Source organism: Micromonospora sp. NBC_00617 (assembly GCF_045161355.1).
Classification (GTDB): Bacteria; Actinomycetota; Actinomycetes; order Mycobacteriales; family Micromonosporaceae; genus Micromonospora.
The window spans coordinates 2,288,680-2,315,608 of record NZ_CP107751.1 but is presented as its reverse complement, the minus strand read 5'-3'; the positions used below and the strand labels follow the sequence as shown (position 1 = coordinate 2,315,608).

Genomic DNA, 26,929 nt, shown 5'->3' with positions numbered 1-26,929 from the left:
ATGCGGAAGAACGACTGTGCCATCTGAGGTCCCTGGAAGCGGGTGGGTGGTCGCCGAGCAGGCGGCCACCCACCCCCTCGACGCTGGAGGAGCCATGCACGGCCGAGGCCATTACCCGCTCACCATGGGGCAGCTCTCGATGTGGCGGGCCGTCTCGGTACGCCCGACCGAGCAGCTGTGGGAGTCCAACCAGGATCTGCTCTGGTCGGCGCCGGCCGGCACCAGCGAGGAGGAGCTGCGCCAGGCGCTCACCGCCCTGGCCGCGCGGCACGAGTCGCTGCGTACCGTGTACCGACCTGGCGACGAGCCCAGCGCGGTACGGCAGGTGGTCCTGCGTGACCCGCTCCTGCGGTTCCGCGCGGCGTCCGTGCGCGAGCCGTTCGACCTGAGCGCCGAACCGGCGTGGCGGGCCTGGATGCGTCCCGCCGGCGACGGCGAGCCACCGCAGGTCCACGTGGTGATCCACCACATCGCGGCCGACGGCGCCGCGACGCGGATCCTGGAGTCCGACTTCCACGCGCTGCTGCGCGGCGACTCCCTCGCCACAGCCCACACGCCACGGGAAGCCGCCGAACGCCAGCACACCGACGCGTTCCGGGCTCGGCTGAGCGCGGCCCTCGAATACCGCCAGCGGATCCTCGCCGCGGCACCGCGGATCGCCGTGTCGCGAGGACCCCTGGTGCGGGCGCGCGCGCAGACGGGCATCCCGTACCGCGCTGTTCATCAGGCGGCACGGCGTCTGGGCGTCACGCTGCCCACCCTGCTGCTCACGGTGTACGTGCAGACGCTGGCCGCGACCACGGGTCGGACAGATCACCTGTTGTGGCAGTTGTCCGCGAACCGGATGGACCCCGCAGTGCGCGGCCTGGTGTCCTCGCTGACGCAGTGGGTGCCCATGCTCGTCGAGTGTGACCCCGACGGTCCGCTGCGCCCGATGGCACGCGACGTCAACGTCGCGGCGGCACGCGCCCTGCAGCACGGCGTGTACGACCCGTACGCCGTCGCACTCACCGACCTCGACCACGGCAGCTACTTCACGATCATCCCGGCGCCGGCCGACGCCGCGGTCGATTCCACGCCGGCGGAGACGGCGCCCGCGCGCGTCGAGTTCCTCCCGCCGCACGCCCGCAGCGGACCCAGCTTCTACCTGATGGCCCACGTGCACCCCGAGGTGCGGCTCACCGTGCGGGTGATGCGCGGCGGGTACCGACGCGTCGAGGTGCGACGCCTCCTGACCACCATGACCGACCTGCTGCTGCGCGCGGTCAAGGACACGGCATGAGCGGCAGCCTGTGGCGACACCGCGACTTCCTCCTGTTGTGGTCCGGTCGGACCTTCAGCGAGGTAGGCGACGCCGTCTCGATGCTGGCGATTCCACTGCTGGCCGTCACCGTGCTGGACGCCTCCGCCGTGGAGGTCGGCATCCTCAACGCCACCCGGATGGTGGCCTACCTGTTCCTCTCCCTGCCGGCTGGGGTCTGGGTGGACCGGATGCGCAAACGTCCCCTGATGGTGGCCTGTCACCTCGTGCGGGCTGGACTGGTCGCGACCGTCGCGGTCGGCGCGTGGGGCGGCTGGATCACGATGGCGCACCTGTGGACCGTGGCGCTGCTCGCCGGGGTCTGCACCGTGCTGTACGAGACCGCGCACCAGAGCCTCCTGCCGTCGGTCGTCGCCGGCAACCAGTTGCTCGACGCCAACGGCAAGCTGACGGCCACGTACTCGGTCTCGCAGATCGCCGGGTACGGCGTGGGCGGCGCGCTGGTGTCGGCGCTGGGCGTGGCGCGTACCGCCGGCGTCGACGCGCTCGCCTACCTGGTGAACGCCCTGTCCCTCCTGCTGATCCGTCGCGGTGAGGATCCGCCGGCCAGGGCGCGGCGTCGGGACTTCCGCCGTGAGCTGGGCGTCGGCCTGGCCTTCGTGTTCCGGCACCCGGTCATGCCGCGACTGGTGGCGGCCTCGGCGTCGTTCAACCTGTTCAGTCAGATGATCTTCGCGCTCGCGGTCCTGTACCTGGTGCGTGACCTGCGTCTGGGCGACCACCTGGTCGGTGTGGTGCTGGCGTTGACCACGCTGGGCGGCATCGTCGGCGGCCAGGCGTCCGCACGGCTGGGACGCCTGGTCGGCACGGCGCGCATCATCTGGCTCGCTCCGCTGGGGCTCGGCTGGACGGTGCTGCTCGTGCCCGTCGCCAGACCGGGCTGGGGTCCGGCCGCCTACACGGTCGGCATGGCGGGAATGGGCGCGCTGTTCGCCATCTACAACGCGGCGGCGGTCAGCTACCGGCAGCGGGTCTGCCCGCCCGAGCTGCTGGGCAGGATGACCGCGTCCATCCGCTTCGTGATCTTCGGGGTGATGCCGGCGGGCGCCCTGGCGGGCGGGCTGCTGGGCAGTTGGTGGGGGGAACGGCCGACGCTGTGGGTCGCGGCCCTCGGCGTGTGGGCGTCCGGCCTGTTGCTCTACTTCTCGCCGCTGCGGCAGTGGCGTGACCTGCCGGACGACGCCCCCGCACCCGACGGCGGGCCGCCGTCGACGAGACTCCCGGCGCCGCAGGGGCGGCCGCCGGTCGACCCGGCCGGGACGGCCATCGGAGGTGTACGAGGTGGATGATCAGCCGTACGCGCAGCGCATTCTCACCTGGACGGGTGGGCCGCCGGACACTGACCGGTTCGTCGCGTTGGGCGGGGCCCGACTGCTCGTGGAGCCCGACCCGGCCGCCCTGCGGCGAGCGCTCGACGCGGTAGTGGTGCGGCATCCCGTCCTGGGCACGGGGCCGGTCGCGCTGAACACGGTCGACGACGTGTGGGCGGCGGCCGCCGCGGGCCGGTACCCGCCCGACGCGAGGTGCCTGCTGTGGGCGTACCTGGCCGGTCGCGAGTTGCTGCTCGTGGCGCACCACAACGTGTCCGACCCGTGGTCGATACGGCTGCTGCTGCGCGAGGTCCTGCTGCCGGTGACCGATGCGCCCGCCACCCACCGCAGCGGCACGACCACGCCCACGCCCGAGCGGATGAGCCGTGCCGTGCCGTTCTGGCGGGAGATGCTCGCCGACGTACCGTCCCTCGCCGCGGGCTCCAACGACGACGGCGACGGCACGGCCGAGATCAGGACGCCGAGCGGCATCACGCGGCAGGAGGCGGCGGCGGTCGCGCGGGCGGTGCGCAGCACAGCGTTCGTCGTCCTGCTCACCGCGTTCGCGCGGGCCCTGAGCCCGCTCGGTCCGGGTGAGGCCGTCATTCCCGTGCTCACGCACGGCCGGCGGCGCTCCGAATGGAACACCGTCGGTCTGTACATGAACGTGCTGCCGGTGCGACTGCGCACGCCGACGGTGCGCGCCGTGCACCGCGCGTTCGCCGAGGCGTACGCGCACGAGATCCCGTTTCCGACGCTGCTGGACGGGGTGCCACAGGCCGACGCGCTGTTCGCCGACGGCGGGCCCCACCTGGCCCAGTTCGAGGTGATCCAGGTGCCGGAGGGCGACGGGATCGAGCCGCTGACGGTCCCGCCGGGCCTCGGGCTGGGCGGGCCGATTCTGCCCGTCAACGGACTGGCGTTCTGGCTCGAACCGGCCGCGGCCGGCACCTACACCGCCTGCCTGCGGTACCGCCGCTCCCACCGACAAGCCGACATGCAGGCCCTGATCCGTCGCTTCATTCACAGTTGGGAGGATGTCCGTGCCGACGCGCACCGAGCTTGAGACGGAGTTGATCCGGCTCTGGAGCGAGAAGCTGAACGTCACGTCGGTGGGCGCCGACGACGACTTCTTCGCCCTCGGCGGGGATTCACTGCTCGCCGCCGACCTGCTGATGGACCTCTACGAGCAGTTCGGCGTCGAGCTCGACGCCGCGGTGCTGTTCCTGCGGCCGACCATCGCCGAGCTGGTGGACGAGGTGCTGGCCGCATGATGATCCCGCCGTGCGCCCACACCCGGCCGCCAGGCCGGATCAACCTCGCCGACCCCCTCCTGCACTCTGTGGGTGACCCACACGCCGCGTGGCGGATGCTGCGCCGGTGGGATCCCGTCGACTGGCAGCCGGTGGAGGGCAGACCGGGCTTCTGGGCCGTCACCCGCCACGCCGACGTCCGAACCGTCCTGGCCGACCACGCTCGGTTCACCTCGACCGGCGGAGTGGTGCTCAGCATGCTCGGCCGGCCGGAGCCGGCGCAGAACCAGCAGTTCTCGGCGACCGACCCACCGCGACACGGGCTCGTCCGGGGGCCGCTGCAGCGCCAGATGACCGCGCGTGCGGTGGCACGACACGAGCCGGCCATCCGTTCGTTCGTGCGGGACATGCTCCGCCCCGCCGACGGGCTCCTGGACTTCGCCGCTCTCACGGCCACCCTGCCGATGGCCTTCCTAGGGCCGCTGATGGGCATTCCGGCTGCCGACTGGCCCGCCCTGGCCCGGTGGGTGGCCATGTCGGTGACCGAGCACGACCCGGACGTCATGCTGCCGGGTGGGCCGTCCGCGACCCTCGACCGGGGGCACCGGGAACTGTTCGCGTACCTGCTCAACCTGATGCTGCGGCACCGGCGACGCCCACGCGGCGACCTGGTGGACCTGCTGGGATCCATGCCGCTGCGGCCGGGGGCGATCGTGGCCAACTGCTACAGCCTGCTTCTCGGCGGTGGCGCGAGCATCCCGCACGTGCCGAGCGTGACGCTCACCGAGCTGATCCGCACCGGGCGGTACGAGCACTGGGCCCGGCACCCCGAGCGGGTGGGCCGCGCGGTGGAGGAGGCGCTGCGGTTCGCCGCGCCGGCCGGGCACTTCATGCGGTTGGCGACGAGGGACACCACCCTGGGCGACGCGCGCATCGCTGCCGGCGACGCCGTCGTCGTGTGGCTCCGGTCCGCGAACCGCGACGAGAGCGTCTTCTCCGCCCCCGACACGCTCAACCCCGACCGGCACCCGAACCGGCACCTGGCCTTCGGCGACGGACGGCACTACTGCCTCGGCGCGGCCATCGCCCGGTTGACGTTGCGCGTCTTCTTCACGGAACTCTTCGCCACGTTCGCGTCCTTCGAGCCGGCGGGCGACGTCGAGCGGATACCGTCACCCTGGCTGGGCGGGATCAAGCGGATGCCGGTCCTGGCCGTGCGGCGATGATCTGCGAGACACTGGCCGCCCGCCTGCGATCCGGTGGAGAGACGCCGGCCGTGGTGGATCCCGAGCGGACCCTCACGTACGCCGACCTGGATGGCTTGAGCAGCGCGGTCGCCTGCCATCTCGCGCGGCAGGCGGTGGCCGTCGGGGAGCCGGTGCTCGTGCACACCCGACTGTCCCGCTGGGCCGTCGCGGCAATGCTCGGTGTTCTGCGGGCAGGAGCACGGTACGTCCCGGTCGACGCGGCCTTCCCCGCGGCCCGCCGCGAGCTGATGGCCGACGCCAGCGGTGCGCGCGTGACCCTCACGGAGGAGGTGCTGGCAACGCTGCGCCCGGCCCGCTCCGGCTGGCGGGACGGGCCGGACGCTTACACGATGTTCACCAGCGGCTCCACCGGCGTGCCGAAGGCCGTCACGGTGTCGCGGGCGGCGTTGACCTACTCGACCGACGCCCGCCTGGAGTACTACGATCGCCCGCCGCGACGTTTTCTGCTGTGCTCGTCCATCTCCTTCGACAGTTCCGTGGCAGGCATCTACTGGACTCTGTGCACGGGCGGCACGCTGATCATCGCGGGCGACCGTCCGTTCGACGTGCGGGCCCTGGTCCGGGCCGGCGCCGCGCACCGACCCACCCACACGCTGATGGTGCCGTCGCTGTACCGGCTGGTGCTGCGCTCGTCGCTGCCCAGCCTGACAACCGTGATCGTCGCGGGGGAGAGCTGCCCGCCCGGTCTGGTCGACCTGCATCACCAGCGGATGCCGGACGCGACGCTCTACAACGAGTACGGCCCCACCGAGTGCACCGTCTGGAGCACGGTGCACAGGTGCGCGGTCGGCGAGGATCCGGTGCCCATCGGTCGGCCGATTCCCGGTACGACGGTCTCGATCGACGGCGGTGAGCTGTGCATCTCCTCTCCGGGAGTGGTGTCCGGGGGGCCCGTGTACCGCACCGGTGACCGGGTCAGCCTGGGTGCCGACGGACTGCTCCGGTACCACGGACGCGTCGACGAGCAGCTCAAGATCGGCGGGATGCGCGTCGAGCCGGCCGAGATCGAGCACGCCCTGATGGCCCACCCGGCGGTGCTGCTCGCCGGCGTCGGCGTCCCCTACCGGGGTGTGGCGTACGTGGTCTGCGCCGAGCCGGTGGACCCGAGGGCCCTGCGCGCGCACCTGCTCGACCGGCTGCCCGCCGTGGCCGTGCCCACGGTGTTCGAGCGGGTGCAGCGGTTGCCCGCCCTGCCCAACGGCAAACTGGACCGACGTGCCCTGGGCGGGCCGGACGGCTGAGCGGCGCGAGCCCTGAGCTGCGGCTCAGTCGACTGCCGCCTGCCAACGCCAGGACGTGCGCCGCTCCCGGCCTGGCAGCTCGCCGCGACCGGTCATCCACCGCAGGACGTCGGGTGCGGGGCCGGACGGGGCGTCCGGGAAGAGACGCCGCAACACCAGCGCGCTCAGCCGGTCCGGCGGCTGCCACGGCACGCCGAGCCCGAGGGCGATGTCGTGGGTGTGCAGCAGCGTCTCGGCCACCCCCATCGCGGCGAAGCCGGCCGGGTCGCAGGGCCCGAAGTGCCAGGCCCGCGCGTCCGGTGCGGCGCTGTCGACCGCGACAGCGAGCAGTCCGGCGCAGGCCCGCACCACGGTGAGGGCCTGCGCCGGGCTCGCGGTGGGGGAGACCCGCAGGTCGTACGGCAGGTAGCCGTCCCGCGGGAGGCCGCTGACCTGGCCGGCGTACGCCAGCAGGTCGTGCGCGATGTGCGCGGCGGTCGTCCAGCAACTCCAGGTGAGCGTGCCGGCGGGCACCGACCAGTCACGCTCGCGGTGCGGGCGCAGCACCCGTGTCGTCTCGTCGGCCGCCTCCCGCAGGTCGGCACCGGTCACGGCTGGCATCGCTCGACCCTCGCAGGGGCCGAGCGGCCGGCGCAACCGAGATCATCAAGCGGCAGGTGTGGAACGCGTCGCCTGCCGCCACTGTCCGCGACGCGCTACGGCCGTGAGTCGGTCGGGTCGTCCGGGGCGAAGTCTCGTACGGCGGTGCGGATGGCCTCGCCGTACGCGTCGTCCGGCAGGTGCGCCAGGTGCTCGCGGGCTCCGGCCAGATGCTCCCGGGCCTGGGCGGCGTTGCCCAGGCGTCGGTGGCAGTCGGCCAGGTTGAGGTACAGCGACGGCAGGAACGCCTGGACCTGGAGCGAGGACAGGTGACGCTTGGCGCGTTCGTCGGTCAACGCGGACACGGCGGCCAGGGCCCGCTCGTCCCAGCGCAGCTCCGCGTCGAAGGTGTCCTGCAGATCGGCGAGGTAGTGGGCGAGGGTGCAGCGGTGGAGGGCGTCGCCGTCGGCGCCGATCTCGTCCCACAGCGCGGTGAGGGCGTCGCGGGCGAGGACCTTCTGCCCTGATCGGCCGAGCTGCACGGCCTCGCCGATGCGGGTCATGGTCGGGTCGGATGTCGGCTGGTCGTCCATGCCGCAGATGCTCGGGCCTCGACCCGGTCGTTGGCCCACCCACCGCACCAGGCCGGATAACGGAGTGGACGGGTCGCCGAGTGGCTTGTAGCGTCCTGCTGACCGTGACGCCGCCCGAGGAGGTGAGACCCATGAACGTTGTATCGAAGTGGGTGCTCCCCCTCGCCGTCGCGGCCGGGCGATCGACGTAGGTGTCGCCGGGAGCGCTCCGCCACCGCGGCACTCCCGAAAGGCAACACCTGTGCACTCTCAGCGCTTCACCGCCGAGCAGTCGTCGAACGACGTCTCCGAACTCCCGTCGCCGGCCTCCGGCACCGCCCGCACGTCCCCCGTGTTCGACGTGATCATCGCCGGCTGCGGGCCGACCGGCGCGATGCTGGCAGCCGAGCTGCGGCTGCACGACGTGCGGGTACTCGTCCTGGAGAAGGAGACCGAGCCCGTCTCGTTCGTCCGGATCGTCAGTCTGCACATCCGCAGCCTCGAGCTGATGGCGATGCGGGGACTGCTGGATCGCATCCTCCCGCACGGCAGGCGTCGTCCCGCGGCCGGATTCTTCGCCGCCATCGCCAAACCCGCGCCCAAGGGCCTGGATTCCGCGTACGCCTATCTGCTGGGCATCCCGCAGCCGGTCATCGTCCGCCTGCTCGAAGAGCATGCGGTCCAACGGGGCGCGCAGGTCCGGCACGGGTGCGCGGTCGTCGGCGTCGAGCAGGACGACGAGGGTGTGACCGTCGAGCTGGCCGACGGGGAACAGCTACGTGGGCGCTATCTCGTCGGCTGCGACGGCGGACGCAGTACGGTGCGCAAACTCGTCGGCGTCGGCTTCCCCGGTGAGCCAGCGCGAAGCGAGACGCTGATGGGCGAGATGGAGGTGGGTGTGCCGCCGGAGGAGATCGCCGCCAGGGTGGCCGAGATCCGCGAGACCCAGCACCGATTCTGGCTCCGGCCGTTCGGCGGCGGCGTCTACAGCGTCCTGGTCCCCGCCGCGGGAGTCAGCGACCGCGCCCAACCGCCCACCCTTGAGGACTTCAGGCAGCACTTGCGGGCCGTCGCCGGAACCGACTTCGGCGTGCACTCCCCGCGCTGGATGTCCCGCTTCGGGGACGCCACCCGGCTGGCCGAACGCTACCGGGTCGGGCGGGTGCTGCTGGCCGGCGACGCCGCCCACATCCATCCCCCCATCGGCGGACAGGGCCTCAACCTGGGGGTTCAGGACGCGTTCAACCTCGGTTGGAAACTGGCCGCACAGGTCCGCGGCTGGGCGCCGGAGACACTCCTCGACACCTACCAGGCCGAACGTCATCCGGTCGCCGCGGACGTGCTGGACAACACCCGCGCCCAGACCGAGCTGCTGTCCACCGAGCCGGGTCCGCAGGCGCTGCGGCGGCTGTTCACCGAACTGATGGACTTCGACGAGGTGAACCGCCATCTGATCGAGAAGATCGCCGGGACCGGGATCCGCTACGAGGTCGGCGAGGGCCCCGACCTGCTCGGCCGCCGCCTGCGCGACATCGACGTGCGCCAGGGCCACCTCTACGGCCTGCTGCATCGCGGACGCGGCCTGCTGCTGGACCGCACCGAGCGCCTGACCGTCAGCGGCTGGTCGGACCGGGTCGACCACCTCGCGGATCCCACGGCGGCACTGGACGTCCCGTGTGTTCTGGTACGCCCCGACGGTCACGTCGTCTGGATCGGCGACGACCAGCAGGACCTGGACGACCACCTCGGGCGCTGGTTCGGCGAGCCCACCCACTAACGTCCGGGAGCGGACCGGGCATGCTCGCGTGCCCGGTCCGCTCCTCCGCACGGGCCTGTCGATGCTGGCAGACTGATCGCGTGACAGGACTGACCGCCGAGCTAGTGGTCGATGGCCGCGGCCCGCAGTCCCCGGTGCTCGCCCCGAACGGGCGCCTGCTCTGCTACGTCGTGGCGCCCCTCAGCCGGACCGGTGACCACCTCGACACCGAACTGTGGCTGGTCGACACCGATGACGCCGTCGCGCCGCGCCGGGCGACCGCCGACACCGCAACCGAATCCCGTCCACGCTGGTCGGTCGACTCGGAGACGCTGTTCTACCTGTCCGACCGCGCCGAGCGCGGCACCCCGCAGTTGCACGCGCTCACCCTCGCCGACGGCACCATCACCACGTTGACCCGCTGGCTTGTCGGCGTCCTCGACCACCTGCCACTCACCGACCCCAACCTGGTCGTCCTGCTCACCGAGGACGAACCCACCGAGCAGGACGCGCGCCGCGCCCGGGACCGCGACGACGTCATCGTCGTCGGCGAGCGCGAACCTCGGGCCCGGCTGCGCCTGCTCGACCTGCGCACCGGCCGGGTCACCACCCCGGCGGTGTTCGGTGACCGGCACGTCGCGGAACTGCGGCAACGTCCCGACGGTGGCCCACTCGCCGTGCTGACCGGGGTCAGCGCCGACAACGACTACGGCCCGCGCACCGGCCACCTGCACCTGTTCGACCCCACGACCGGGCTTGCGGAGGATGTCGGACCGGTCGAGGCCGACGCCCGATCTCTGGCCTGGTGGCCGGGTGAGGACGGCTGGCACCTCGGGTACGTCGCGCTCACCCCACCGGTGCTGCACGCCGGCACCGCCGTGTTCGACCTGTCGGTGGACAGCGGCGTTCGGCGCAACCGCACCGCAGGCCTCTCGATGTGCCCCACCCAACTCTGCCAGACCGACGCCGCACCGCTCGTCGTGTTCGCCGACGGCCTGCACACGACCCTGGCCCGGCTCGACCCCACCGACGTCACGACCCTGTCACACCACCCCGGACGCCTCGACGATCTCACCACCACCCCCACCGGCGAGGACATCGCTGTGCTCGCCGGCACCCGCTATCAGCACCCGAACGTCCATGTCGGACGGCCGACCGGTCCGCTACGCAGGATCACCACCATCCGCCCGGAACTGGACGGCATCGCACTCGGCACGCAACAACCGCTTGCGTACCAGGCCGCCGACGGCCTCGACCTGGACGGCCTGTTCGTGCTGCCGGTCGGAAGAACCGCGTCGGAAGGCCCGTTTCCGCTGGTCACGATCGTGCACGGAGGCCCGTACGATCGCTACGCCGATCGGTGCCAGTTGTTCTGGTTTCCCAGCGCGCAGTGGCTGGCCGCCGCGGGCTACGCGGTGTTGCTGCCCAACCCGCGCGGCGGCCAGGGCCATGGCCACCAGTTCGCCGCCAGCGTCGCCGGTCGGGTCGGGCAACAGGAGTGGACCGACATCCTGACCGGCATCGACCTGCTCATCACCGAGGGCATCGCCGACCCCGACCGGTTGGGCATCGCCGGCTGGAGCCACGGCGGCTTCATGTCCGCCTGGGCCGTCGGCCAGACCGACCGGTTCCGCGCCGCGCTGGTCGGCGCCGGGATCATCGACTGGGGCATGCTCGCCGCGACCGGGGAGAACGGCCAGTTCGAAGCCGCACTCGGCGGCAGCACCGGCTGGTCCGGCATCGGTCCCCACCCACATGACGCGGTCAGCCCGATCTCCTTCGCCAGCAACATCCGCACTCCGGTGCTCATCCTGCACGGCGCCGAGGACACGAACGTTCCCCTCGGACAGGCCGTGTACCTCCACCGGGCGCTGCGCCACTTCGACGTCGAGCACGAGTTCGTGATCTACCCGAGAGAGGGCCACTCGATCCGGGAACGCCACCACCAACTCGACGTCCTGCACCGGACCCGCGCCTGGTTTGATCGCTGGCTCCGGACCTGACCTGAGCTGACTGCGGGGCTGGACGGGCTGTACGCCACCGGTGCCCGCAAGGTCCCGCCGGCGCCCTGGCCGAACAGCCAAGGGCAGCACCGGCGGACGACCGCCAACCTTCGACAAGGCGATCTACAAGAAGCGCAACGTCGTGGAACGCTGCTTCAACCGGTTCAAACAGTGGCGTGACCTGGCTACCCCGCTACGCCACACGCGCATCCCTCCGCCGGGCGAGCCTTGTCCTGATCGCTGCAGTCATCTGGCTTCCATGTCGACAGGACACGCCCTATGCGACATCCCGGCCCAACTGATCGGCGTGCGCGGTGATCCACCTCGCGTCGCGTCGGTAGAGCCCGACGTGACTGCGAATGTCCTCCTGTCCCTGATCGGCCCGCGCCTCGGTGAAGGCGGCGAGGTCGTGTAGCCGATGGACCGCGACCTGGAGGACGTGAGCGGGGTCTTGCCCCGAGCCGTAGGCATTGCAGAGCACGCGCAGCCGGCGTGCCCGCTCGACCAGGTCACTGTTGATTGCGTCGCCGTTGTCGGGATGGGCCAGCGGCACCAGCCGGTAGGCAAGGTAGGCCAGATCCCACGACCGGGGACCGGGCGAGGCCGTGTCCCAGTCGATGACTCCAGTGAGCCGCCGGTCGATGAAGACCATGTTGTACGGCGCGAAGTCGTTGTGACAGATGACCTCAGCTGGCTGTCGCACCGGGCACTGCCAAACTCCGCCGACGGTGTCGAAGCTGGCGCTGGCGTGGTGAAGGTGTGCGAGATGGAGACCTGCGTCGGTGAGGACGCCATCACTCCAGATCCAGTCCGGCAACGGGTACCGCGGCACGATGCCCGGCAGATACGAGACGCTGTCTCGTCCGTGCTCATCGGTCCCGAGCGGTTGCGGCGCCCAGGTGACGCCACGCTCATGCAGATGTCGTAGCAGGCGTTGAATCGTCGGGCTCCAGGCCCCGGCACCGCGTCGAACCGTGACACCGACACGTGTGGCCGCCCCCATGTTGCCCCCCGGGTAGCGCTTCCTCCTGCTCGCCGACCGCGTTCGCGCTGTGGTCATTCATGCCGACATCCTCAGCGCGTGGGGCCGGCAAAGCCACCGCGTTCCCGAGGCGGGCTGACGCGGAGGGCCGAGGCCCAGCGGAGCTAATTAATGGATAACTGATAACGATAATCCGTTAACTACCTGGGACGAAAGGTGCGAAACGCTCAAGCACCATAATGACAGTTATTGTGCGTAAGGCGGCAGGATGGTGTACGCATGGGATCGCGACTGCTGTTCAGCATCGTGTTGAGCGCCAGCCGCACGGCAGATCAGTGCGGAGCCCATCACCGACTATGACGAGCCAGCGCGTACGCAGGGCGGCATGAGCGGATGGTGTTCACCACGTGACGAGCTCGGTCAGTGCGGCGCTGGTCGCTTCGTCGGCAGGTAGGAATGCTTCCAGTCGCAGCTCGGCGATGGTGACGTCGGTGGCGGTACCGAAGTGGGTGAGTGTGGTGATGAGCCGCAGTTCCCGGCTGTCCACGCTGCTCGTGCGCAGGTGCAGCGGCACCGCGAACCCGAGGTGGTGTGGCGAGAGTTGCCGTGGCCGCGGGGGTGCCAGGTCGACGAGTTCCTCGGCGAGGCGCTGGAGCCGGTCACTGGGGTTGCGGACGCTTTCGGCCTGGACGCTGTCGATGACGTGCCAGGCCCATTCGTCGAGGTTGACGATGCGGGGTGCGAGGCCGCGGGGATGCAGCAGGACTCGGGGAACGCTCACGGGTGGGGTGAGCAGGTGTGGGTCCACTCCGCGAGTGATCATGTGGAAGCCGGCGTTGGCGGAGATGAGGTCGCCGTGCCGGTCGACGATCACAGCCGGGTACGGCAGGTGGCCGTGCAGGACGCGCTCAAGGGCGGTCCGGACCGGCGCCAACTGGGGATCGTCCAGGTCGGTCTGTGGGTACGCGGGCGCGAATCCTGCGGCGAGGAGCAGTTCGTTGCGTTCGCGGATCGGCACGGTGAGCGACTCGGCCAGCCGTATGATCATCGCCCGGCCGGGGGTCGAGCGTCCGCTCTCGATGAAGCTGACGTGCCGTTGCGTGGTGCCGGCGCGCACTGCCAGTTCGAGTTGGCTGACGCGTCGTCGGGTGCGCCAAGTGCGCAACGCGGCCGCGAGTCCGCCGCTCGCGGATTCGGTGATCACTTTACCTGTGTACCGGGTGTCGCGGCCGGTTGGCGATTCCCTCCAGGGAATTGTCGCGGCGCGTCCGGCGCAGAACAGTCGTGGTCGCAACGATCATCCACGACCCGAAAGATCACCATGACTGACATCGACCTGAAGAACCTCACCGACCGCTACGTCGCGGTGTGGAGCGAACCGGACCCGGACCATCGCCGCGTGGCCGTTCGCGAGCTCTGGTCCACCGACGGGATCCATGTCCTGCAGCCGCCTCAAGAGATGCGACAGGCCGCCGAGGGCCTGGGGTTCGATCGTCTCGTCTTGGAGGCGCGCGGGCATGACGAACTGGAGGTGCGGGTGCGGCGCGCGTACGAGGAGTTCGTCGCCCCGGGCACTTTCGTGTTCCGCTCCCGCGGTGATGCCGAGCGGCTCCACGACATGGTCAAGTTTCGCTGGGAGATGGTGCCGCGCGACGGTGGCGACGTGGCCGGTGTCGGGCTGGAGATCCTCGTGCTCGGCGCGGACGGGCGCATCGTCAGCGACTACCAGTTCATCGAAGGATGACGGCGACGCTGCCCCCGTCCGTGCGCAGCTATCACGTCAACAGCGGCGACGGCATCGATGGCCTGTCGCTGCGCAGCCACGAACCGCGCACGCCAGGTGTCGGTGAGGTCGCAGTCGCGGTCCACGCCGTGTCGCTCAGCTTCCGCGATCTGCTGGTGCTGCGTGGGCAGTACGTGCTGCCGGTCAAACCGGACGTCATTCCCGTCTCCGACGGTGCCGGGCGGGTCATCGCCGTGGGCCCAGGTGTTGAGCGGGTGCGACCGGGTGACCGGGTGACCGCCGCGCTGTTTCCGCAATGGCTGGACGGTCCCCTGAAACCGTCACTCCTGCCACAACTGGGAGGCTCCCTCGACGGCATGCTCACCGAACTCGTCGTCCTGCCGGAGCAAGCCCTCGTCCCGATCCCTGAACACCTCTCCTACGCCGAGGCCGCGACGTTGCCGTGCGCCGCAGTCACGGCGTGGAACGCGCTGACCGGGGACGGTCCGGGGATCCAACCGGAGCACACGGTACTGACGACCGGCTCGGGCGGCGTATCACTGTTCGCGGTACAACTGGCCACACTTCGCGGCGCGCGAGTGATCGCCACGACCGGCCAGGCGGAGAAGGAGCAGCGCCTTCGTGACCTGGGCGCCGACGGGGTCGTCAACTATCGCGCCGTTCCCGACTGGCACAACGCGGTCCGCGACATCACCGGCGGGCGAGGGGTCGACCGGGTCGTCGACACTGCCGGAACATTGGAGCAGTCACTGAAGTCACTTGCCGTCAACGGGCACGTCGCGTTCGTCGGGTCCCTGTCCGGAGACTGGCCACCACTCGACCCTCGCCTGCTGTTCGGTGTCGCCGCGACGGTCCGGGCGTTGGCAGTCGGAAGTCGCGCGCAGTTCACCCAGCTGAACGAGATCATCGCCGCGCACCAGGTTCGGCCCGTCATCGACCTGGTGTTCCCCTTCGAGGAAGCCGGGGCGGCGTTCCGGTACTACGAATCGGCCAGGCCGTTCGGAAAGGTCATCATCGAAATCCGATGACCGGCGTGCGTGGCGGCGCAATCCGCCACGCACGCTCATCGGCGAGGAGGCGGAGCGGAGCTGCCGCGAAACTGTCGTGTCGTCGGAGTGCTGACGACCGGCGTCCCGGAAATTCTTCAAAGAAGTCCGGGACCGGGTGTCGGATCGGGGCGGTGGTGTTCGTGGCAGGAGTGAGGCCGCCCGCGAGGGGCGGCGCCAAGGTGAAGGAACCGCGATCATGAAGCTGACGACCATGACCCAGGTCACCCTCGATGGAGTGATGCAGGGAAACGGCGCCGTGTCGGATGACCGCAGGAACGGATTCGAGCGCGGCGGATGGGCCCGGGGGGCGGGTGACGACGGGACCAGGACGTTCATCACGCAGACCTACCAGCGCGCCGAAGCGTTCCTGTTCGGCCGGCGCACCTACGAGTTGTTCGCCAGCTCCTGGGGATCGGTCGGGCAGATGCGCGTACATCCCATCGGCGTGGCCCTGAAGGAGGCCCCCAAGTACGTTGCCTCGTCCACGCTCACCGCGCCGCGTTGGGAGGACACGACCGTACTCGGCGGTGACCTCGCGGCGGCCATCAACGAGCTGAAGGCCAAGCCCGGGGGTGAACTGCAGGTGCACGGCAGTGGCGCCCTGATCCGGTGGCTGCTGGCGAACGATCTGGTCGACGAGATGACTCTGATCGTGATCCCGGTGATCCTCGGCCAGGGCGCGAGACTGTTCCCGGAGACCGGTCCGGATCTTGCGCTCGACCTGGTCGAGTCTCGGGTCGACACGAAGGGCGTGTCGATCCAGGTCTACCGGCCGGCCGGTCGCCCGCGGTATGCAACGTCCTGAAGTCCCCGTACCACCGAACCACGCTGTCCGGACACCACAGGAGATGATCTTCAGATGCAGTACCTGGTTTCCGTCATCGACGACAAGAGCAATCCCGGTAGCACGGACCGGCAGCCTGCCATCAGCGCGTTCAACGAACGACTGATCGCCGAGGGCTACTGGGTTTTCGCGGGCGGACTCGCGGACACCACCGCGGCCACCGTCATCGACAACCGGGGCGAGCACGCGGTGTTCAGCGACGGGCCTTTCGTGGAGTCGAAGGAGTACCTCGCCGGCGTCTGGGTGTGGGAGGCCCCCGATCTGGATGTGGCGCTCAAGCTCGCCACCGAGGCGTCGAAGGTCTGCGATCGCAAGGTCGAGGTGCGGCCGTTCCAGTGAGCGACATCGAGGAGGCGATCACCCGGGTCCACCAAGACGAGTGGGCCCGGGTGGTCGCCTCGCTGACCCGACGGTTCGGTGACCTCGACATCGCCGAGGAGGCAGCGGCCGAGGCGTTCGCGAGCGCCGTGCAGCGGTGGCCGGCCGACGGCGTACCTCCCAACCCCGGCGCCTGGCTGACCACCACCGCCGTTCGCAAGGCCATCGACCGGATCCGGCGCGAGAACAAGCGCGACGACAAACACAAGGAGGCTCAGATGGTGTACGACAACTCCCCAGCCGAGCCTCTCGGCGCCATCGACGACGACCGGCTTCGGCTGATCTTCACCTGCTGTCACCCGGCGCTGGCGATGGAAGCCCGCGTGGCGCTGACCCTGCGCATGCTCGGTGGCCTGACCGTGCCCGAGATCGCCCGCGCCTTCCTGGTGCCGGCGACCACCTTGGAACAGCGAATCACCCGCGCCAAGGCCAAGATCAAGGCGGCTCGGATCCCTTATCGGGTGCCGTCCGCGGAGGATCTCCCGGGACGCGTCTCCGGCGTACTCGCCGTGCTGTATCTCGTCTTCAACGAGGGCTACCTGGCGACCGGCCCCGACACCGATCCCGTACGTCACGACCTGACCGCCGAGGCGATCCGGCTCACCCGCCTGGTCCGCGCTCTGCTGCCGCAGGACGGTGAGGTGGCCGGGCTGCTGGGGCTGATGCTGCTCACCGAGGCCCGCCGCACCGCTCGGGTTTCGGCCAGCGGCGAACTGGTCACCCTCGACCAGCAGGACCGTGGGGCCTGGGACAAGGCGCTGATCGCCGAGGGCCACCGGCTCGTGCGCGAACGCCTCGCCGCTGCCGCCGCCGGAGTGGCTCCGGGCCGTTACCAGATCCTCGCCGCGATCAACGCCGTGCACACCTCCGCCCGCGACATCCGCGACACCGACTGGTCGCAGGTCATCGCCCTCTACGACCAACTCGTCCACCTCGACTCCTCGCCGATCGTCGCCCTCAACCGGGCCGTCGCGGTCGCCGAGCTCGACGGACCGGAGGTGGCGCTGGCGGCCGTCGACCGTCTTGAGGACAAGCTGGCCGGCTATCACGCCTACCATGCGACCCGCGCCGACCTGCTGCGCCGGCTGGGCCACAGTGAGCAGTCGCGCGCGGCCTACGACAAAGCCATCGAGCTGGCCGGCAACACCGCCCAGACCGCCAACCTGACCCGCCGCCGCGACCAACTGCGGTAGCGCCCACGAATCCCGGACCGTCCGAAGCAACTCCTGCACGGCGAACCCCATCCAGGGACCCGCTCTTGACTCGGATCGGCCCGCTTCTCATCGACGTCGACCATCCGGGCTGCCGCGCGGGTGCCCACCTGCGACGAGGCCTCAACCGCAGGAGGCCGGGGCATTAGTGTTCGAGTGTGGACTGCTACACCTGTGACCAGAACCGGCAGATCGACACCCTGCCCGTCCGTGAGCTCGTCGGCGCCGACGAGCACTGGCGGGTCGCCCACGCGTTCGACTCGACCTTGCCCGGCTGGCTGGTGCTCGTCCCGCGCCGGCACGTGACGGCGATCGCCGCGCTGTCCGACGCCGAAGCGGCCAGCCTCGGCACGTGGCAGGTCCGGCTGTCGCGCGCCCTGCACGCCGTGACGGGATGCGCGAAGACCTACGTCATCCAGCTCGCCGAGAAGGAAGGCTTCGCCCACGTGCACTTTCACGTGGTGCCACGGATGCCCGATCTTCCGGACGATCGCCGCGGACCTAGGGTCTTCGGCTACCTGAACGCCGCCGAGGGTGACCGTCTCGACGAGGCGCGGCAGGATGACATCGCCGCAGCTCTGCGCGCACAGCTCGACCCGGCCGGATGAGGAGCGGGTGACGAAGGCCTACCGCGGGACGTACCGGCGCTTGAGGACTATCGCTCGGGAAAGTCGCGGTAGGGATGATCTAGATGATCTAGATGATCTATTCCAAGGGGTAGCTGACACGAAGCGAGGGTGTCCATGATCGACGTTGCGAAGCAACGATGACCATGGAGGCCACGTGCACGTCGACAGAGACACCCTCGCCACCGCACTGTACGTGAAGATCGATGACGAGCTGAAGGCGTCACCGCAGTACGCCCGGTATCGGCCGGTGGTCGGCCTGGCCCCGCAGATCACCGACGCCGAGTTGATCACCTTAGCGGTGCTGCAGGTCCTGCTCGGCTATCCGAACGAGGCCCGGTGGGTCCGCCACGCCCGCGCTCACCTGCGGCACCTGTTCCCGTTCATGCCCAAGCAGCCCGGCTACAACAAACGGCTCCGCGCGTTGACCAGCCAGATCACCCGGCTCATCCGCGTCCTGACGCTGGACACCGACCTGTGGCAGCACCCGGTCCGTATCGCCGACTCCACCCCGGTGGAGTGCGGCCGCTCCCGGGAGACCGTGAAACGCTCGCACCTGGCCGGCTGGGCCGGGTACGGCTACTGCGCCTCACACTCGCGCCGGTTCTGGGGACTACGCCTGCACCTCATCACCACTGTGCATGGGCTGCCCGTCGCGTTCGCGCTGGCCACCCCAAAAACCGACGAGCGGGAAGTGCTACTCGACCTGTTCGACCTCGACCAGCAAGGTCTACTCACCCACCCCGACGGGCTCCTGCTGATCGTGGACAAGGGCTACCGTGACGCCGCGACCGAAGCCCAACTCAACGCCCGCGACGTCACCGTCATCCGGCCCGCCTACAAAGGCGAGGCGCCCCGCCCCGGCCGGCCGCTGCTACGCGCGCTTCGCCAAAGCATCGAATCGGTCAACCAAACCTTCAAGGGCCAGCTTGACCTGGAACGACACGGCGGACGCACCATCACCGGCGTCACCGTCCGCGTTCTGCAGCGTGTCCTGGCCCTGACCGCGACGATCTGGCACAACTGGCACACCGGCCAGCCCGTCCTCAGATCCCTGGTCGCCTACGACCACTGAGCCCTTGGAATCAATCATCTAGTCTTTTTCGCCCTGGTGGGCGGCCCGTTCCTGGGCTGAAAATGGGGGTTCGGTCGCCCGTTGACGTCGTTCCTCCTTGGTCGTTCAGGCCGTCGTCTAGTCGGGCGCTGGGAGTCACGTTGTGGGCCCTTCACTGTTGCTTCGAGCACGCGGATTAGCTTCGCTCCTGTCCCTGTGACTCCTGCGGGCGGCCGGCCCGGATGGTGCTTCGGCGTGGGAGGTTCACGGTGTTGGAAGAAACCCCAGACGACGCGCGGGCCGTGGAACGGGTCGCGGCATTGGATATCGGCAAGGCCGAGGTGGTGTGTTGTGTGCGGGTGCCCAGCCCGTCGGGGTCCGGGCGGCGGGTGCAGGAGGTACGTACCTTCACCACGATGACCCGGTCCCTGCAAGCCATGGGTGACTGGCTGGGCGGGCTGGGCGTGACCCGGGTCGTGATGGAGGCGACGTCAGACTATTGGAAGCCGCCGTTCTACCTATTGGAGGCGGCCGGGTTCGACGTGTGGCTGGTCAATGCCCGGGAGGTCAAACATCTGCCGGGTCGGCCGAAAACCGACAAACTCGATGCGGTGTGGCTATGCAAGATCGCGGAGCGGGGCATGGTCCGGGCGAGTTTCGTGCCGCCGGCCCCGATCCGTCAACTGCGGGATGTGACCCGTTACCGCGTTGATCTGGTCGGTGAGCGGGGTCGGGAGAAGAACCGGGTGGAGAAGCTGCTGGAAGACGCGCAGATCAAACTGTCGGTCGTGGCCAGCGACATCTTCGGGGTGTCCGGCCGGGCGATGATGGACGCCCTGATCAGCGGGCAGCGGGACCCGAAGAGCCTGTCCGAATTTCTGTGTAACGCCCTATCCTGTCTAACTATCGGACATCGATGGGGATGCGGCCTGGGAAGAAGATGTCCAAGGCGTTGAGGGCCTACTTCCAGCCGTGGACGCCGGCGCCTTCGACGAGGCGCGGTGGTGCTTGCCGGGCTTGGGTGCGGGGTTTGCCGGCTTCGGCGGCGCGTTGGCGGGCGCGTTTGTCCTCGATGTCGGCGATGGCCAGCCAGATCAGCTTGACCACGGCGTCGTCGGTGGGGAAGTGCCCACGATTCTTGATCACTTTGCGGATCTGGTAGTTGAAGCTTTCGATGGCGTTGGTGGTGTAGATGATCCGGCGGACCTCGGGTGGGAACGCGAGGAACGGGGTGAACCGGTCCCACGCCCTCTCCCAGACTGCGACTGCGGCTGGGTAGCGCTTCCCGAGCGGACTGTCGGCGAAGGCGAGCAGCGCTGTCTCCGCGGCGTCGGCGGTCGGGGCGGTGTAGATGTCCTTGAGCGCGGCGGCCATCGCGCGGCGGTCGGTGTAGGACACGAACTTCATGGCCGCCCTGATCAGGTGCACCACGCAGGTCTGCACGGTGGTGTGCGGCCAGACGGCCTCGATCGCCTCGGGCAGGCCGGTGAGCCCGTCGCAGCAGGCGATGAGCACGTCGCGCACGCCCCGGTTACGCAGTTCGGTGCAGACCTGCATCCAGAACTTCGCGCCCTCGCTCTGCGCCACCCAGATACCCAGGACGTGCTTGACCCCATCGGCGCCGACACCAACGACGAGGTAGCAGGCCTTGTTGCGCACCGTGCCGCCGTCGCGGACCTTCACCATCAGGCAGTCGACGTAGACGATCGGGTAAACCTCGTCCAAGGGCCGCTGCTGCCAGGTCTTGACCTCGTCGAGGACCTCGTCGGTGATGGTGGAGATGGTGTCCGGGCCGACCTCGGTGCCGTAGACGCGGTGCAGGTGATGCGCGATGTCCCGCACGGTCATCCCACCGGCATACAAACTGATGACCACATCCGACAGGCCACCGAGGCGGCGGGCGTTCTTCGGTAGCAGCATCGGAGTGAACGTGCCCGCCCGATCCCGGGGCACCTTCACCTCGACCGGCCCGATCTCGGTCTGCACCGTCTTCGCGGTGCTCCCGTTGCGCGAGTTGCCCGACCCCTTGCCCGCCGGATCATGCTTGGCATAGCCCAGATGTTCCCGCAGTTCGGCCTGCAGCCCCCGCTCCAGGACCACCTTCACCAGCTCCGACAGGAACCCGCCCGGCCCGGTCAACCGCAGCCCATCGCCCTTGACCTGCGCCAAGACCGCGTCCAACGCCTGCTCGTCGACCAGCTCAGCCACCGCCCGACGAGCCGCCGCGCCCGCAGCGGCCTCGTCCAAGCCCTGCCCGGCCAACGGCAGCCGCGGCCCGTCGGCAGCGATCCGATCGACCAACTCCGCGAACTCACCAGCATCATCGCGCTCAGCCCGCACGCCCGGGCCCACCATCGGGTAACTCATCCACTCGGTCCTATCTGTGCTAGCCGGACTCCACCGGCCTTAACGGAAATTCGACATATTCCGTTACACAGATCTCCCTACAGGCCCCTTCGTGGTCCCGGTGCGCAGCGTCGACGCCCGGCCGAACCCGAAGTACTTCGCCCGCAAACGCGGCGTGACCTGGCTCAACATGATCTCGGATCAGGCAATTGGCCTGACCGGGCGGGTGCTGTCGGGCACTCCACGCGACACCCTGCACTTCGTCGACCTGGTCTACGACCCGCATGGCGGGCCCCGACCCGAGGTCCTCATCACCGACCAGGGCTCGTACTCGGACCTCATCTTCGGCATCGTCACCCTGCTCGGCTTCGACTACCGGCCGGTGCTGGCCGACCTGCCCGACACCAAGCTGTGGCGCATCGACGCGGCCGCGGACTACGGCTACCTGGACCGCACTGCCCGGGGCCGCAGCGATCTGGGCAAGATCGCCCGGCACTGGCCGGACATCCTGCGGGTGATCGCCTCGATCCACACTCGGGCGATCTCCGCCCACGACGCGATCCGGGTGCTGCAACGCGACGGCCGGCTCAACGCCCTGGGTGAGGCGATCGCCCACTACGGCAGGATCTTCAAGACTCAGCACGTGCTGACCCTGGTCGAGGACCCCGCGTACCGGCGGGAGATGAAGCGGATGCGCAACCTGCAGGAGCAGCGCCACGGCCTGGGCCTTAAGGTGTTTCACGGCCGCAAGGGCGAGGTGTACCGGGCGTACCACGACGGCATGGAGGACCAGCTCGGCGCCCTCGGCCTGGTTCTCAACTGCGTGACCCTGTGGAACACCCTCTACCTCGATCACGCCCTGGACACCCTGCGAACCCAGGGCTACCCGGTGCGCGACGTCGACGCGGCCCGCCTGTCGGTCTACCAGCACGCGCACCTCAACGTTCACGGCCACTACTCGTTCGTCCTGCCCGACCTCGCCGGCGGGCGGCGCCCGCTGCGCAACCCCGGCCAGCGGTAAACGCGCGGCTTCCCGACAAATCAGGAGTGGCTGGACGCGGTGCCCCTCCCGCGGAGACTCCTGGCCGATATCACAGGCCCGCCGGGCGCGTTGACCCGATTCAGGTGAAAAGTCGCACACAGATCGATCACAGTCGCTCTTGAAGTGATGGCCCGATCGATGACAGGGAAGGGCTATCACACAAACCGCACGGGAGGATCACAGAGTGTCACACTCGTTAGTGAAGCGGTCGCTCGGAATTATCGGTGCCGCGACGACAGGATTGCTGCTACTGGCTGCTCCGGCTCAAGCAGCACCTGAAACCGCAGCGGCTGGCGGCGAGCAGGTGAAACCGACGGTTAGTGCCGCCGAGATCGCGGCGAACAATGCCGCCGTGTGGGCGTCGCTCCCGCCGAATGTGACCATGACGGTCACCGGGAGGAAGCCCAAGCTTGAGGGCTCAATCGACCACTACACTCAGAACGGCCCTACGACCACCACGGGAGTTTCCCCTCTCGCGGTCTCCTCAATTCCGTACTCCTTCACCTTTGACGGGGTGTGGAGCCTGCACGGCCGGGACTTCAGATCCACGAAGACGAGCTTCTGCAAGGACATCGAAGCCACGTGGGACTCCCCCGGGGGTCGTACCATCAGTTCAAGGTTGAACTTACAGCGGGTGGGACCATCACCGTTCCCACTGACGGTGTAACGCGTACCTGGTGTTGGTCGAACGTTCCGACGAACACCACTATGCACTTCTACTATTACTCTACGGGCAACTCCGGCGGTGACATCGCAAAGGCTTCCGGCAGCGGCTACGTTCACTACTGACCTGCAGATCTGTTGAGGATGCGCGGAGGCGAGTCGCCTCCGCGCATCCTTGCGTCGGCGGGCCGCCGTCAGGGGGCGGATGGCGTCATGATCGACAATCTAGTCAGGCTGGCGAGGTCGGCTGTTGGCGTAAGTTCCACCGTGGTCGCGCCTGCCGTCTTGTCCGCAGACGCTCGCCCGATCGTGACAGCGCCAACCTGATTGCTGTGCTGGGACGGATCCGGCATCAAGACACGGTTGGCCTGATAAACCTCACCGTCTGAGGGAACGCCTTCCATGACCAGCTTTTCGCCGGCGCCGCGCACGGAACCCGGAACATTACTGATATTCGTGTAGACCTGGCCGGCGAATCCGGTGTTGGTGATGAGGTCGACAGTAGCCTCGCCGCGGACGGTATCGACTGCCGCTACGCGTCCGACCAAACCTTCGGCGACGACGGCCAGTTGCCCTCGCCGGACCCCCTGATCCTTTGGGAACGCCACGTTTATCTGTTGGCCGTTCCTGCTTAGTACCTCAGCGGGTACGGCTCGCGCGTCGCCGTCCACACCGTCCTCACCAGGTACCTCGAACACCCTCGCGAGGCTGGCGAACGGTCGGTTCGGCTTGATGAACCCGGCGATCGTCGTTGTCTGCGCGGTCGCAGCGAGCGGGAATCGCTTCACCACGAGGCGACTGGTGGGGCCGTCCGGTTCTTGTGTCATTTCATCATCGACCGCGGTGCTCGAGATCCGCACTGCTGTCACGCCTGGCATGGCGAGGGCAATGGCATAGGTGCCCCAGGAGTCATTACTGACCTCGCCGGCGGCGCCGGACAACCGTGGACTGACCAGACTTATCACCTGAGTCTTCACCGGGTCGGGCGCCGGCCGATCAACCCGCATCCGTAAGGCGTCCGCCGCACTGGAATCACCGGTGAAGAACGCCAAGCGCGCGTCGCCCTGCTTGTCGTATCCCTGAAGGACGACCACCGTTGAGCGCAGGCGTGGGTGGCGCGTCGCGACCAGGGCTCGAACATCAGTGTGCGGGCCTGCCGATTCGGCACGATCCCAGACGCTGGTGGCCTCACCTACCAGGCCAGCGTCCACGTCTCCCACCGGGGACCAGCCCAGAAACGGGCCATCCGGCGGCGGAGCAGCGAGTTGCGGTGTGGGCCCGAATCCGACAACCCGAAACATCGTGACCAGCACCGCCATGCACACTGCAGCCGCGGCTCCAGCGGCGATACGCCGCCGCCCGCGACGCCGGTCTGCCCGCCGCATGACCTTGCCTTCATAACCCTCAGTCGGCGCCACCGACCCGGCCAGATCCACCAGACCGTCACGCAACTCGGTCGTGTTACGCATAGCGCACCTCTTGATCAGCAACAGCGTCGGCCTCAACCAACTGCTTACGCAGAGTGTGCAGACCCCTCGACGAAAGACTCTTGACCGTGCCCACCGAGCAACCCAGTACGTGTGCGGTGTCCCGCTCGGACAGGTCCTCGTAGAAACGCAGTACGACGGCGGCACGCTGTCGTGCTGGCAGCCCGTCCAACGCCCGGCGGAGCAAGTCCCGCTGTTCCACCCCCACGTACTCGTCGCGTGCCTGAGTCTCCACCAGCCGACCCAGAGGCTGTTCCCACCAGGATCGGCGCCGCCTCCAGGTCACGAAGGTGTTGACTAGGATGCGCCGAACGTAGTGGTCGACGCCTTCTGAACGTTGCAGTCGAGGCCACGCCACAACCGTCTTGGCCAGCGTCGTCTGGACCAGATCCTCGGCTTTCCCTCGATCTCCGCACAGCAAGAAGGCGGTCCCGAGCAGCGATCCGTAACGCGCCCGCACAAAGGCTGTCACCTCCTCATCCTCGCGATCATGCATCAGCCATCCGCACCCTCAGCTTCAATCTCACGGCCACTACTTACGCCCTCGACCCCAGCAAACGTTGCCGTGACTCCGAAACCTTCGACCGGCCAGGTCCGCCGGATCCTCGACGTCTGAGCCCTTCTTCGGTGCTGCGGCCGGGTTACCGGCGGCGGATGGCCGGGTCGCGGCGCTGCTGCCAGCGGCGCAGCGCCTCTGGGGACACCCGGGCGTAGCGGGCCAGGGACGCCACCGAGGTGTGCCCGGAGAACGACAGCAGCGTGGAGGTGTTCGCCCCGTCCTCTGCGGCGTGAGTCAACGCGGAGTGCCGCAGCTGATGCAGCGTGGCCCCGCCGGTGATCTCGGTGAAGCGTTCGGCGGCGCGGCGGTAGGACAGGCGGGCCTGCCCGGTCGGCTCGTACACGTCGGCCGGGGCCAGGGGCACGCGGGCGCGGCGGTCGGTGAGGAACGCCGGACCGCCGGTCCGCCCTTTGAGCAGGCGTGGCAGGAGCCGGGCGGTCCCGGTCTGCCACACGATCACGTCGACGGCGTTGCCCTTGCGGCGCACCTTCGCGCACCGGTTGCGCAGGTCCAGGTCCTCCACGTCGAGCGCGAGGACCTCGCCGGCGCGGGCGGCGCTCTCGTAGAGCAGCCGCCACAGCGTCCGCTCCCGCAGCGGCAGGTCCTCCCGGGCCAGCAGCGCGGTGATCTCCGCCCGGCCCAGCGCCCGGGTCCGGTCCGGTGCCCGGCCGCGCCGGCGCAACGCCCGGCTCGGATCGCCGGCGAGCCAGTCCTGTTCCCGCCAGTAGCCGATCGCCGAGCGCAGGGTGTCCAGGTTGCGGTTGAACGTGGCCGGCGCCCGCTCACCCCACCGTCCCGTGAACCAGGCGACCAGCTCCGTTGCGGCGGCCGGGGTGTCGAGCGTTGCGAGGGGGGTGGCCGGGCCCAGGTGCTCGCGCACCTGCCGCAGCGTCGAGGCGTAGACCCGACGGGTGCCGGCGGTCTCCGGATGATCGAGGGTCGCCAGGAAGCCGTCGATCGCCTCGACCACCGACGGCCCCGCCACCGGGCGCAGCCGACGCACCGTGCCCACCCGAACCACCTCCCGCCCTATCGCAGAAAAGCACGGCCAGTCGGCACCGCACCGGTTGCGGTCGGATCCAGGTCACCGCTCCCGGTCCGGCACTCTATCGCAGAAAATCACTAGCTTTCTGCGATAGAACAGGCCCACCCGTTAAAGATCTTGCTTAACGGGACTTCTCCGAGCGTTGGTCCTCAAGGGCCGAACCGGCGGATCGACGTCCTGCCGATCCGTGAACTCGTCGCCGCTGACGAGCACTGGCGGGTCGCCCACGCGTTCGACTCGACCTTGCCCGGCTGGCTGGTGCTCGTCCCGCGCCGGCACGTCACGTCGATCGCCGAACTGTCCGACACCGAAGCGGCCAGCCTCGGCACGTGGCAGGTCCGGCTGTCGCGCGCCCTGCACGCCGTGACGGGATGCGCGAAGACCTACGTCATCCAGCTCGCCGAGAAGGAAGGCTTCGCCCACGTGCACTTTCACGTGGTGCCACGGATGCCCGACCTCCCGGACGATCGCCGCGGCCCTGCGGTCTTCGGCTACCTGAACGCCGTCGAGGGTGAACGCCTTGACGAGGCGCAGCAGGATGACATCGCCGCCGCGCTTCGCGCACAGCTCGACCCGGCCGGATGAGGAGCGGGTGA

General features: G+C 69.3%; 26 protein-coding genes and 1 pseudogene. 19 read left to right on the top strand and 8 right to left on the bottom strand.

Annotation, left to right across the window (positions count from 1 at the left end):
- Positions 1–46: 46 nt before the first annotated feature.
- The 6 genes from OG505_RS10500 to OG505_RS10475 are packed head-to-tail and all read left to right on the top strand — an operon-like array spanning position 47 to position 6,393.
- Positions 47–1,282 carry a condensation domain-containing protein gene (locus tag OG505_RS10500; protein ID WP_405432858.1) on the top strand — a complete coding sequence of 412 codons (1,236 nt, stop codon included), beginning with the start codon at positions 47–49 and terminating at the stop codon, positions 1,280–1,282.
- Entirely contained in the window at positions 1,279–2,610 is a 1,332-nt protein-coding gene (locus OG505_RS10495; RefSeq protein ID WP_405432857.1) for an MFS transporter, read from the top strand. The genes OG505_RS10500 and OG505_RS10495 overlap by 4 nt, the downstream gene beginning before the upstream one ends.
- Entirely contained in the window at positions 2,603–3,697 is a 1,095-nt protein-coding gene (locus tag OG505_RS10490) for a hypothetical protein (protein WP_405432856.1), read from the top strand. The genes OG505_RS10495 and OG505_RS10490 overlap by 8 nt, the downstream gene beginning before the upstream one ends.
- On the top strand, positions 3,669–3,905 hold the full coding sequence (locus OG505_RS10485) for a phosphopantetheine-binding protein (RefSeq protein ID WP_405432855.1): 237 nt from the start codon (positions 3,669–3,671) through the stop codon (positions 3,903–3,905). Before OG505_RS10490 ends, OG505_RS10485 begins: the two co-directional genes overlap by 29 nt.
- The gene (locus OG505_RS10480) at positions 3,902–5,110 is read left to right on the top strand and encodes a cytochrome P450 (protein WP_405432854.1); all 1,209 of its coding nucleotides are present in this window, start codon (positions 3,902–3,904) and stop codon (positions 5,108–5,110) included. The genes OG505_RS10485 and OG505_RS10480 overlap by 4 nt, the downstream gene beginning before the upstream one ends.
- A complete protein-coding gene (locus OG505_RS10475; protein ID WP_405432853.1) occupies positions 5,107–6,393 on the top strand; it encodes an amino acid adenylation domain-containing protein in 1,287 nt (428 codons plus the stop codon). The genes OG505_RS10480 and OG505_RS10475 overlap by 4 nt, the downstream gene beginning before the upstream one ends.
- A gap of 24 nt (positions 6,394–6,417) precedes the next feature.
- On the opposite strand, the gene OG505_RS10470 is transcribed toward OG505_RS10475, so the two are convergent.
- Both OG505_RS10470 and OG505_RS10465 read right to left on the bottom strand, forming a co-directional pair.
- Positions 6,418–6,993: a maleylpyruvate isomerase N-terminal domain-containing protein gene (locus OG505_RS10470; RefSeq protein ID WP_405432852.1), complete on the bottom strand. Its 576-nt coding sequence runs from the start codon at positions 6,991–6,993 to the stop codon at positions 6,418–6,420.
- Between the two features lie 95 nt (positions 6,994–7,088).
- Positions 7,089–7,565: a hypothetical protein gene (locus tag OG505_RS10465; protein ID WP_405432851.1), complete on the bottom strand. Its 477-nt coding sequence runs from the start codon at positions 7,563–7,565 to the stop codon at positions 7,089–7,091.
- Between the two features lie 331 nt (positions 7,566–7,896).
- Between OG505_RS10465 and rox the strand changes: the two genes are divergently transcribed.
- From rox to OG505_RS10450, 3 genes and pseudogenes are all read left to right on the top strand, one after another.
- Positions 7,897–9,321: a rifampin monooxygenase gene (gene rox / locus OG505_RS10460; protein ID WP_405434448.1), complete on the top strand. Its 1,425-nt coding sequence runs from the start codon at positions 7,897–7,899 to the stop codon at positions 9,319–9,321.
- 80 nt (positions 9,322–9,401) lie between these two features.
- Positions 9,402–11,303 carry a S9 family peptidase gene (locus tag OG505_RS10455; RefSeq protein ID WP_405432850.1) on the top strand — a complete coding sequence of 634 codons (1,902 nt, stop codon included), beginning with the start codon at positions 9,402–9,404 and terminating at the stop codon, positions 11,301–11,303.
- A gap of 70 nt (positions 11,304–11,373) precedes the next feature.
- Positions 11,374–11,605 (top strand): annotated as a pseudogene (locus OG505_RS10450) (hypothetical protein); the annotation flags it as partial.
- Here the strand turns inward: OG505_RS10450 and OG505_RS10445 are convergent.
- Positions 11,581–12,306 carry an aminoglycoside phosphotransferase family protein gene (locus OG505_RS10445; RefSeq protein ID WP_405432849.1) on the bottom strand — a complete coding sequence of 242 codons (726 nt, stop codon included), beginning with the start codon at positions 12,304–12,306 and terminating at the stop codon, positions 11,581–11,583. The pseudogene OG505_RS10450 and the gene OG505_RS10445 sit on opposite strands and share 25 nt — an antisense overlap.
- A 379-nt stretch (positions 12,307–12,685) precedes the next feature.
- Positions 12,686–13,489 (bottom strand): helix-turn-helix domain-containing protein, encoded by an 804-nt coding sequence (locus OG505_RS10440; protein ID WP_405432848.1) that lies wholly within the window; start codon positions 13,487–13,489, stop codon positions 12,686–12,688.
- A 117-nt stretch (positions 13,490–13,606) separates the two neighbouring features.
- Here OG505_RS10440 and OG505_RS10435 point away from each other — a divergent pair, with 117 nt between their 5' ends.
- The 8 genes from OG505_RS10435 (at position 13,607) to OG505_RS10400 (ending at position 20,147) form a co-directional block, all read left to right on the top strand.
- Complete coding sequence (locus OG505_RS10435; RefSeq protein ID WP_405432847.1) at positions 13,607–14,029, top strand: hypothetical protein; 423 nt, start codon at positions 13,607–13,609, stop codon at positions 14,027–14,029.
- Positions 14,026–15,057 carry an NAD(P)-dependent alcohol dehydrogenase gene (locus OG505_RS10430; RefSeq protein WP_405432846.1) on the top strand — a complete coding sequence of 344 codons (1,032 nt, stop codon included), beginning with the start codon at positions 14,026–14,028 and terminating at the stop codon, positions 15,055–15,057. The genes OG505_RS10435 and OG505_RS10430 overlap by 4 nt, the downstream gene beginning before the upstream one ends.
- Positions 15,058–15,274: 217 nt before the next feature.
- Positions 15,275–15,883: a dihydrofolate reductase family protein gene (locus OG505_RS10425; RefSeq protein WP_405432845.1), complete on the top strand. Its 609-nt coding sequence runs from the start codon at positions 15,275–15,277 to the stop codon at positions 15,881–15,883.
- Positions 15,884–15,937: 54 nt separating this feature from the next.
- On the top strand, positions 15,938–16,261 hold the full coding sequence (locus OG505_RS10420; protein WP_405432844.1) for a YciI family protein: 324 nt from the start codon (positions 15,938–15,940) through the stop codon (positions 16,259–16,261).
- The gene (locus OG505_RS10415; protein WP_405432843.1) at positions 16,258–17,493 is read left to right on the top strand and encodes an RNA polymerase sigma factor; all 1,236 of its coding nucleotides are present in this window, start codon (positions 16,258–16,260) and stop codon (positions 17,491–17,493) included. The genes OG505_RS10420 and OG505_RS10415 overlap by 4 nt, the downstream gene beginning before the upstream one ends.
- 176 nt (positions 17,494–17,669) lie before the next feature.
- Positions 17,670–18,119 (top strand): HIT family protein, encoded by a 450-nt coding sequence (locus tag OG505_RS10410; RefSeq protein WP_405432842.1) that lies wholly within the window; start codon positions 17,670–17,672, stop codon positions 18,117–18,119.
- 175 nt (positions 18,120–18,294) lie between these two features.
- Positions 18,295–19,212, top strand: a complete 918-nt coding sequence (locus tag OG505_RS10405) for an IS982 family transposase (protein WP_405427136.1) — start codon at positions 18,295–18,297, stop codon at positions 19,210–19,212.
- 248 nt (positions 19,213–19,460) lie between these two features.
- Complete coding sequence (locus OG505_RS10400; protein WP_405432841.1) at positions 19,461–20,147, top strand: transposase; 687 nt, start codon at positions 19,461–19,463, stop codon at positions 20,145–20,147.
- A 4-nt stretch (positions 20,148–20,151) separates the two neighbouring features.
- Here the strand turns inward: OG505_RS10400 and OG505_RS10395 are convergent, their stop codons facing one another.
- Complete coding sequence (locus tag OG505_RS10395; RefSeq protein ID WP_405432840.1) at positions 20,152–21,558, bottom strand: IS256 family transposase; 1,407 nt, start codon at positions 21,556–21,558, stop codon at positions 20,152–20,154.
- Between the two features lie 100 nt (positions 21,559–21,658).
- On the opposite strand from OG505_RS10395, the gene OG505_RS10390 reads away from it, so the two are divergent.
- Complete coding sequence (locus OG505_RS10390) at positions 21,659–22,558, top strand: Tn3 family transposase (protein WP_405432838.1); 900 nt, start codon at positions 21,659–21,661, stop codon at positions 22,556–22,558.
- Between the two features lie 878 nt (positions 22,559–23,436).
- Here the strand turns inward: OG505_RS10390 and OG505_RS10385 are convergent.
- The 3 genes from OG505_RS10385 to OG505_RS10375 form a co-directional block, all read right to left on the bottom strand.
- The gene (locus tag OG505_RS10385; RefSeq protein WP_405432837.1) at positions 23,437–24,711 is read right to left on the bottom strand and encodes a rod shape-determining protein MreC; all 1,275 of its coding nucleotides are present in this window, start codon (positions 24,709–24,711) and stop codon (positions 23,437–23,439) included.
- Positions 24,704–25,225 carry a SigE family RNA polymerase sigma factor gene (locus OG505_RS10380; protein WP_405432835.1) on the bottom strand — a complete coding sequence of 174 codons (522 nt, stop codon included), beginning with the start codon at positions 25,223–25,225 and terminating at the stop codon, positions 24,704–24,706. The genes OG505_RS10385 and OG505_RS10380 overlap by 8 nt, the downstream gene beginning before the upstream one ends.
- A 145-nt stretch (positions 25,226–25,370) precedes the next feature.
- On the bottom strand, positions 25,371–26,300 hold the full coding sequence (locus OG505_RS10375; protein ID WP_405432833.1) for a tyrosine-type recombinase/integrase: 930 nt from the start codon (positions 26,298–26,300) through the stop codon (positions 25,371–25,373).
- Between the two features lie 150 nt (positions 26,301–26,450).
- Between OG505_RS10375 and OG505_RS10370 the strand changes: the two genes are divergently transcribed.
- Complete coding sequence (locus OG505_RS10370) at positions 26,451–26,918, top strand: HIT family protein (protein WP_405432831.1); 468 nt, start codon at positions 26,451–26,453, stop codon at positions 26,916–26,918.
- Positions 26,919–26,929: the final 11 nt, after the last annotated feature.

Excerpts from the sequence above, each read along its gene's own strand:
- OG505_RS10420 (WP_405432844.1), top strand. The coding sequence starts at position 15,938 with ATGCAGTACCTGGTTTCCGTCATCGACGACAAGAGCAATCCCGGTAGC.
- OG505_RS10480 (WP_405432854.1), top strand. The coding sequence starts at position 3,902 with ATGATGATCCCGCCGTGCGCCCACACCCGGCCGCCAGGCCGGATCAAC.
- OG505_RS10435 (WP_405432847.1), top strand. The coding sequence starts at position 13,607 with ATGACTGACATCGACCTGAAGAACCTCACCGACCGCTACGTCGCGGTG.
- OG505_RS10430 (WP_405432846.1), top strand. The coding sequence starts at position 14,026 with ATGACGGCGACGCTGCCCCCGTCCGTGCGCAGCTATCACGTCAACAGC.
- OG505_RS10470 (WP_405432852.1), bottom strand. The coding sequence starts at position 6,993 with ATGCCAGCCGTGACCGGTGCCGACCTGCGGGAGGCGGCCGACGAGACG.
- OG505_RS10445 (WP_405432849.1), bottom strand. The coding sequence starts at position 12,306 with ATGGGGGCGGCCACACGTGTCGGTGTCACGGTTCGACGCGGTGCCGGG.
- OG505_RS10475 (WP_405432853.1), top strand. The coding sequence starts at position 5,107 with ATGATCTGCGAGACACTGGCCGCCCGCCTGCGATCCGGTGGAGAGACG.
- OG505_RS10465 (WP_405432851.1), bottom strand. The coding sequence starts at position 7,565 with ATGGACGACCAGCCGACATCCGACCCGACCATGACCCGCATCGGCGAG.
- OG505_RS10380 (WP_405432835.1), bottom strand. The coding sequence starts at position 25,225 with ATGCATGATCGCGAGGATGAGGAGGTGACAGCCTTTGTGCGGGCGCGT.
- OG505_RS10395 (WP_405432840.1), bottom strand. The coding sequence starts at position 21,558 with ATGAGTTACCCGATGGTGGGCCCGGGCGTGCGGGCTGAGCGCGATGAT.
- OG505_RS10495 (WP_405432857.1), top strand. The coding sequence starts at position 1,279 with ATGAGCGGCAGCCTGTGGCGACACCGCGACTTCCTCCTGTTGTGGTCC.
- OG505_RS10385 (WP_405432837.1), bottom strand. The coding sequence starts at position 24,711 with ATGCGTAACACGACCGAGTTGCGTGACGGTCTGGTGGATCTGGCCGGG.
- OG505_RS10425 (WP_405432845.1), top strand. The coding sequence starts at position 15,275 with ATGAAGCTGACGACCATGACCCAGGTCACCCTCGATGGAGTGATGCAG.
- OG505_RS10485 (WP_405432855.1), top strand. The coding sequence starts at position 3,669 with ATGTCCGTGCCGACGCGCACCGAGCTTGAGACGGAGTTGATCCGGCTC.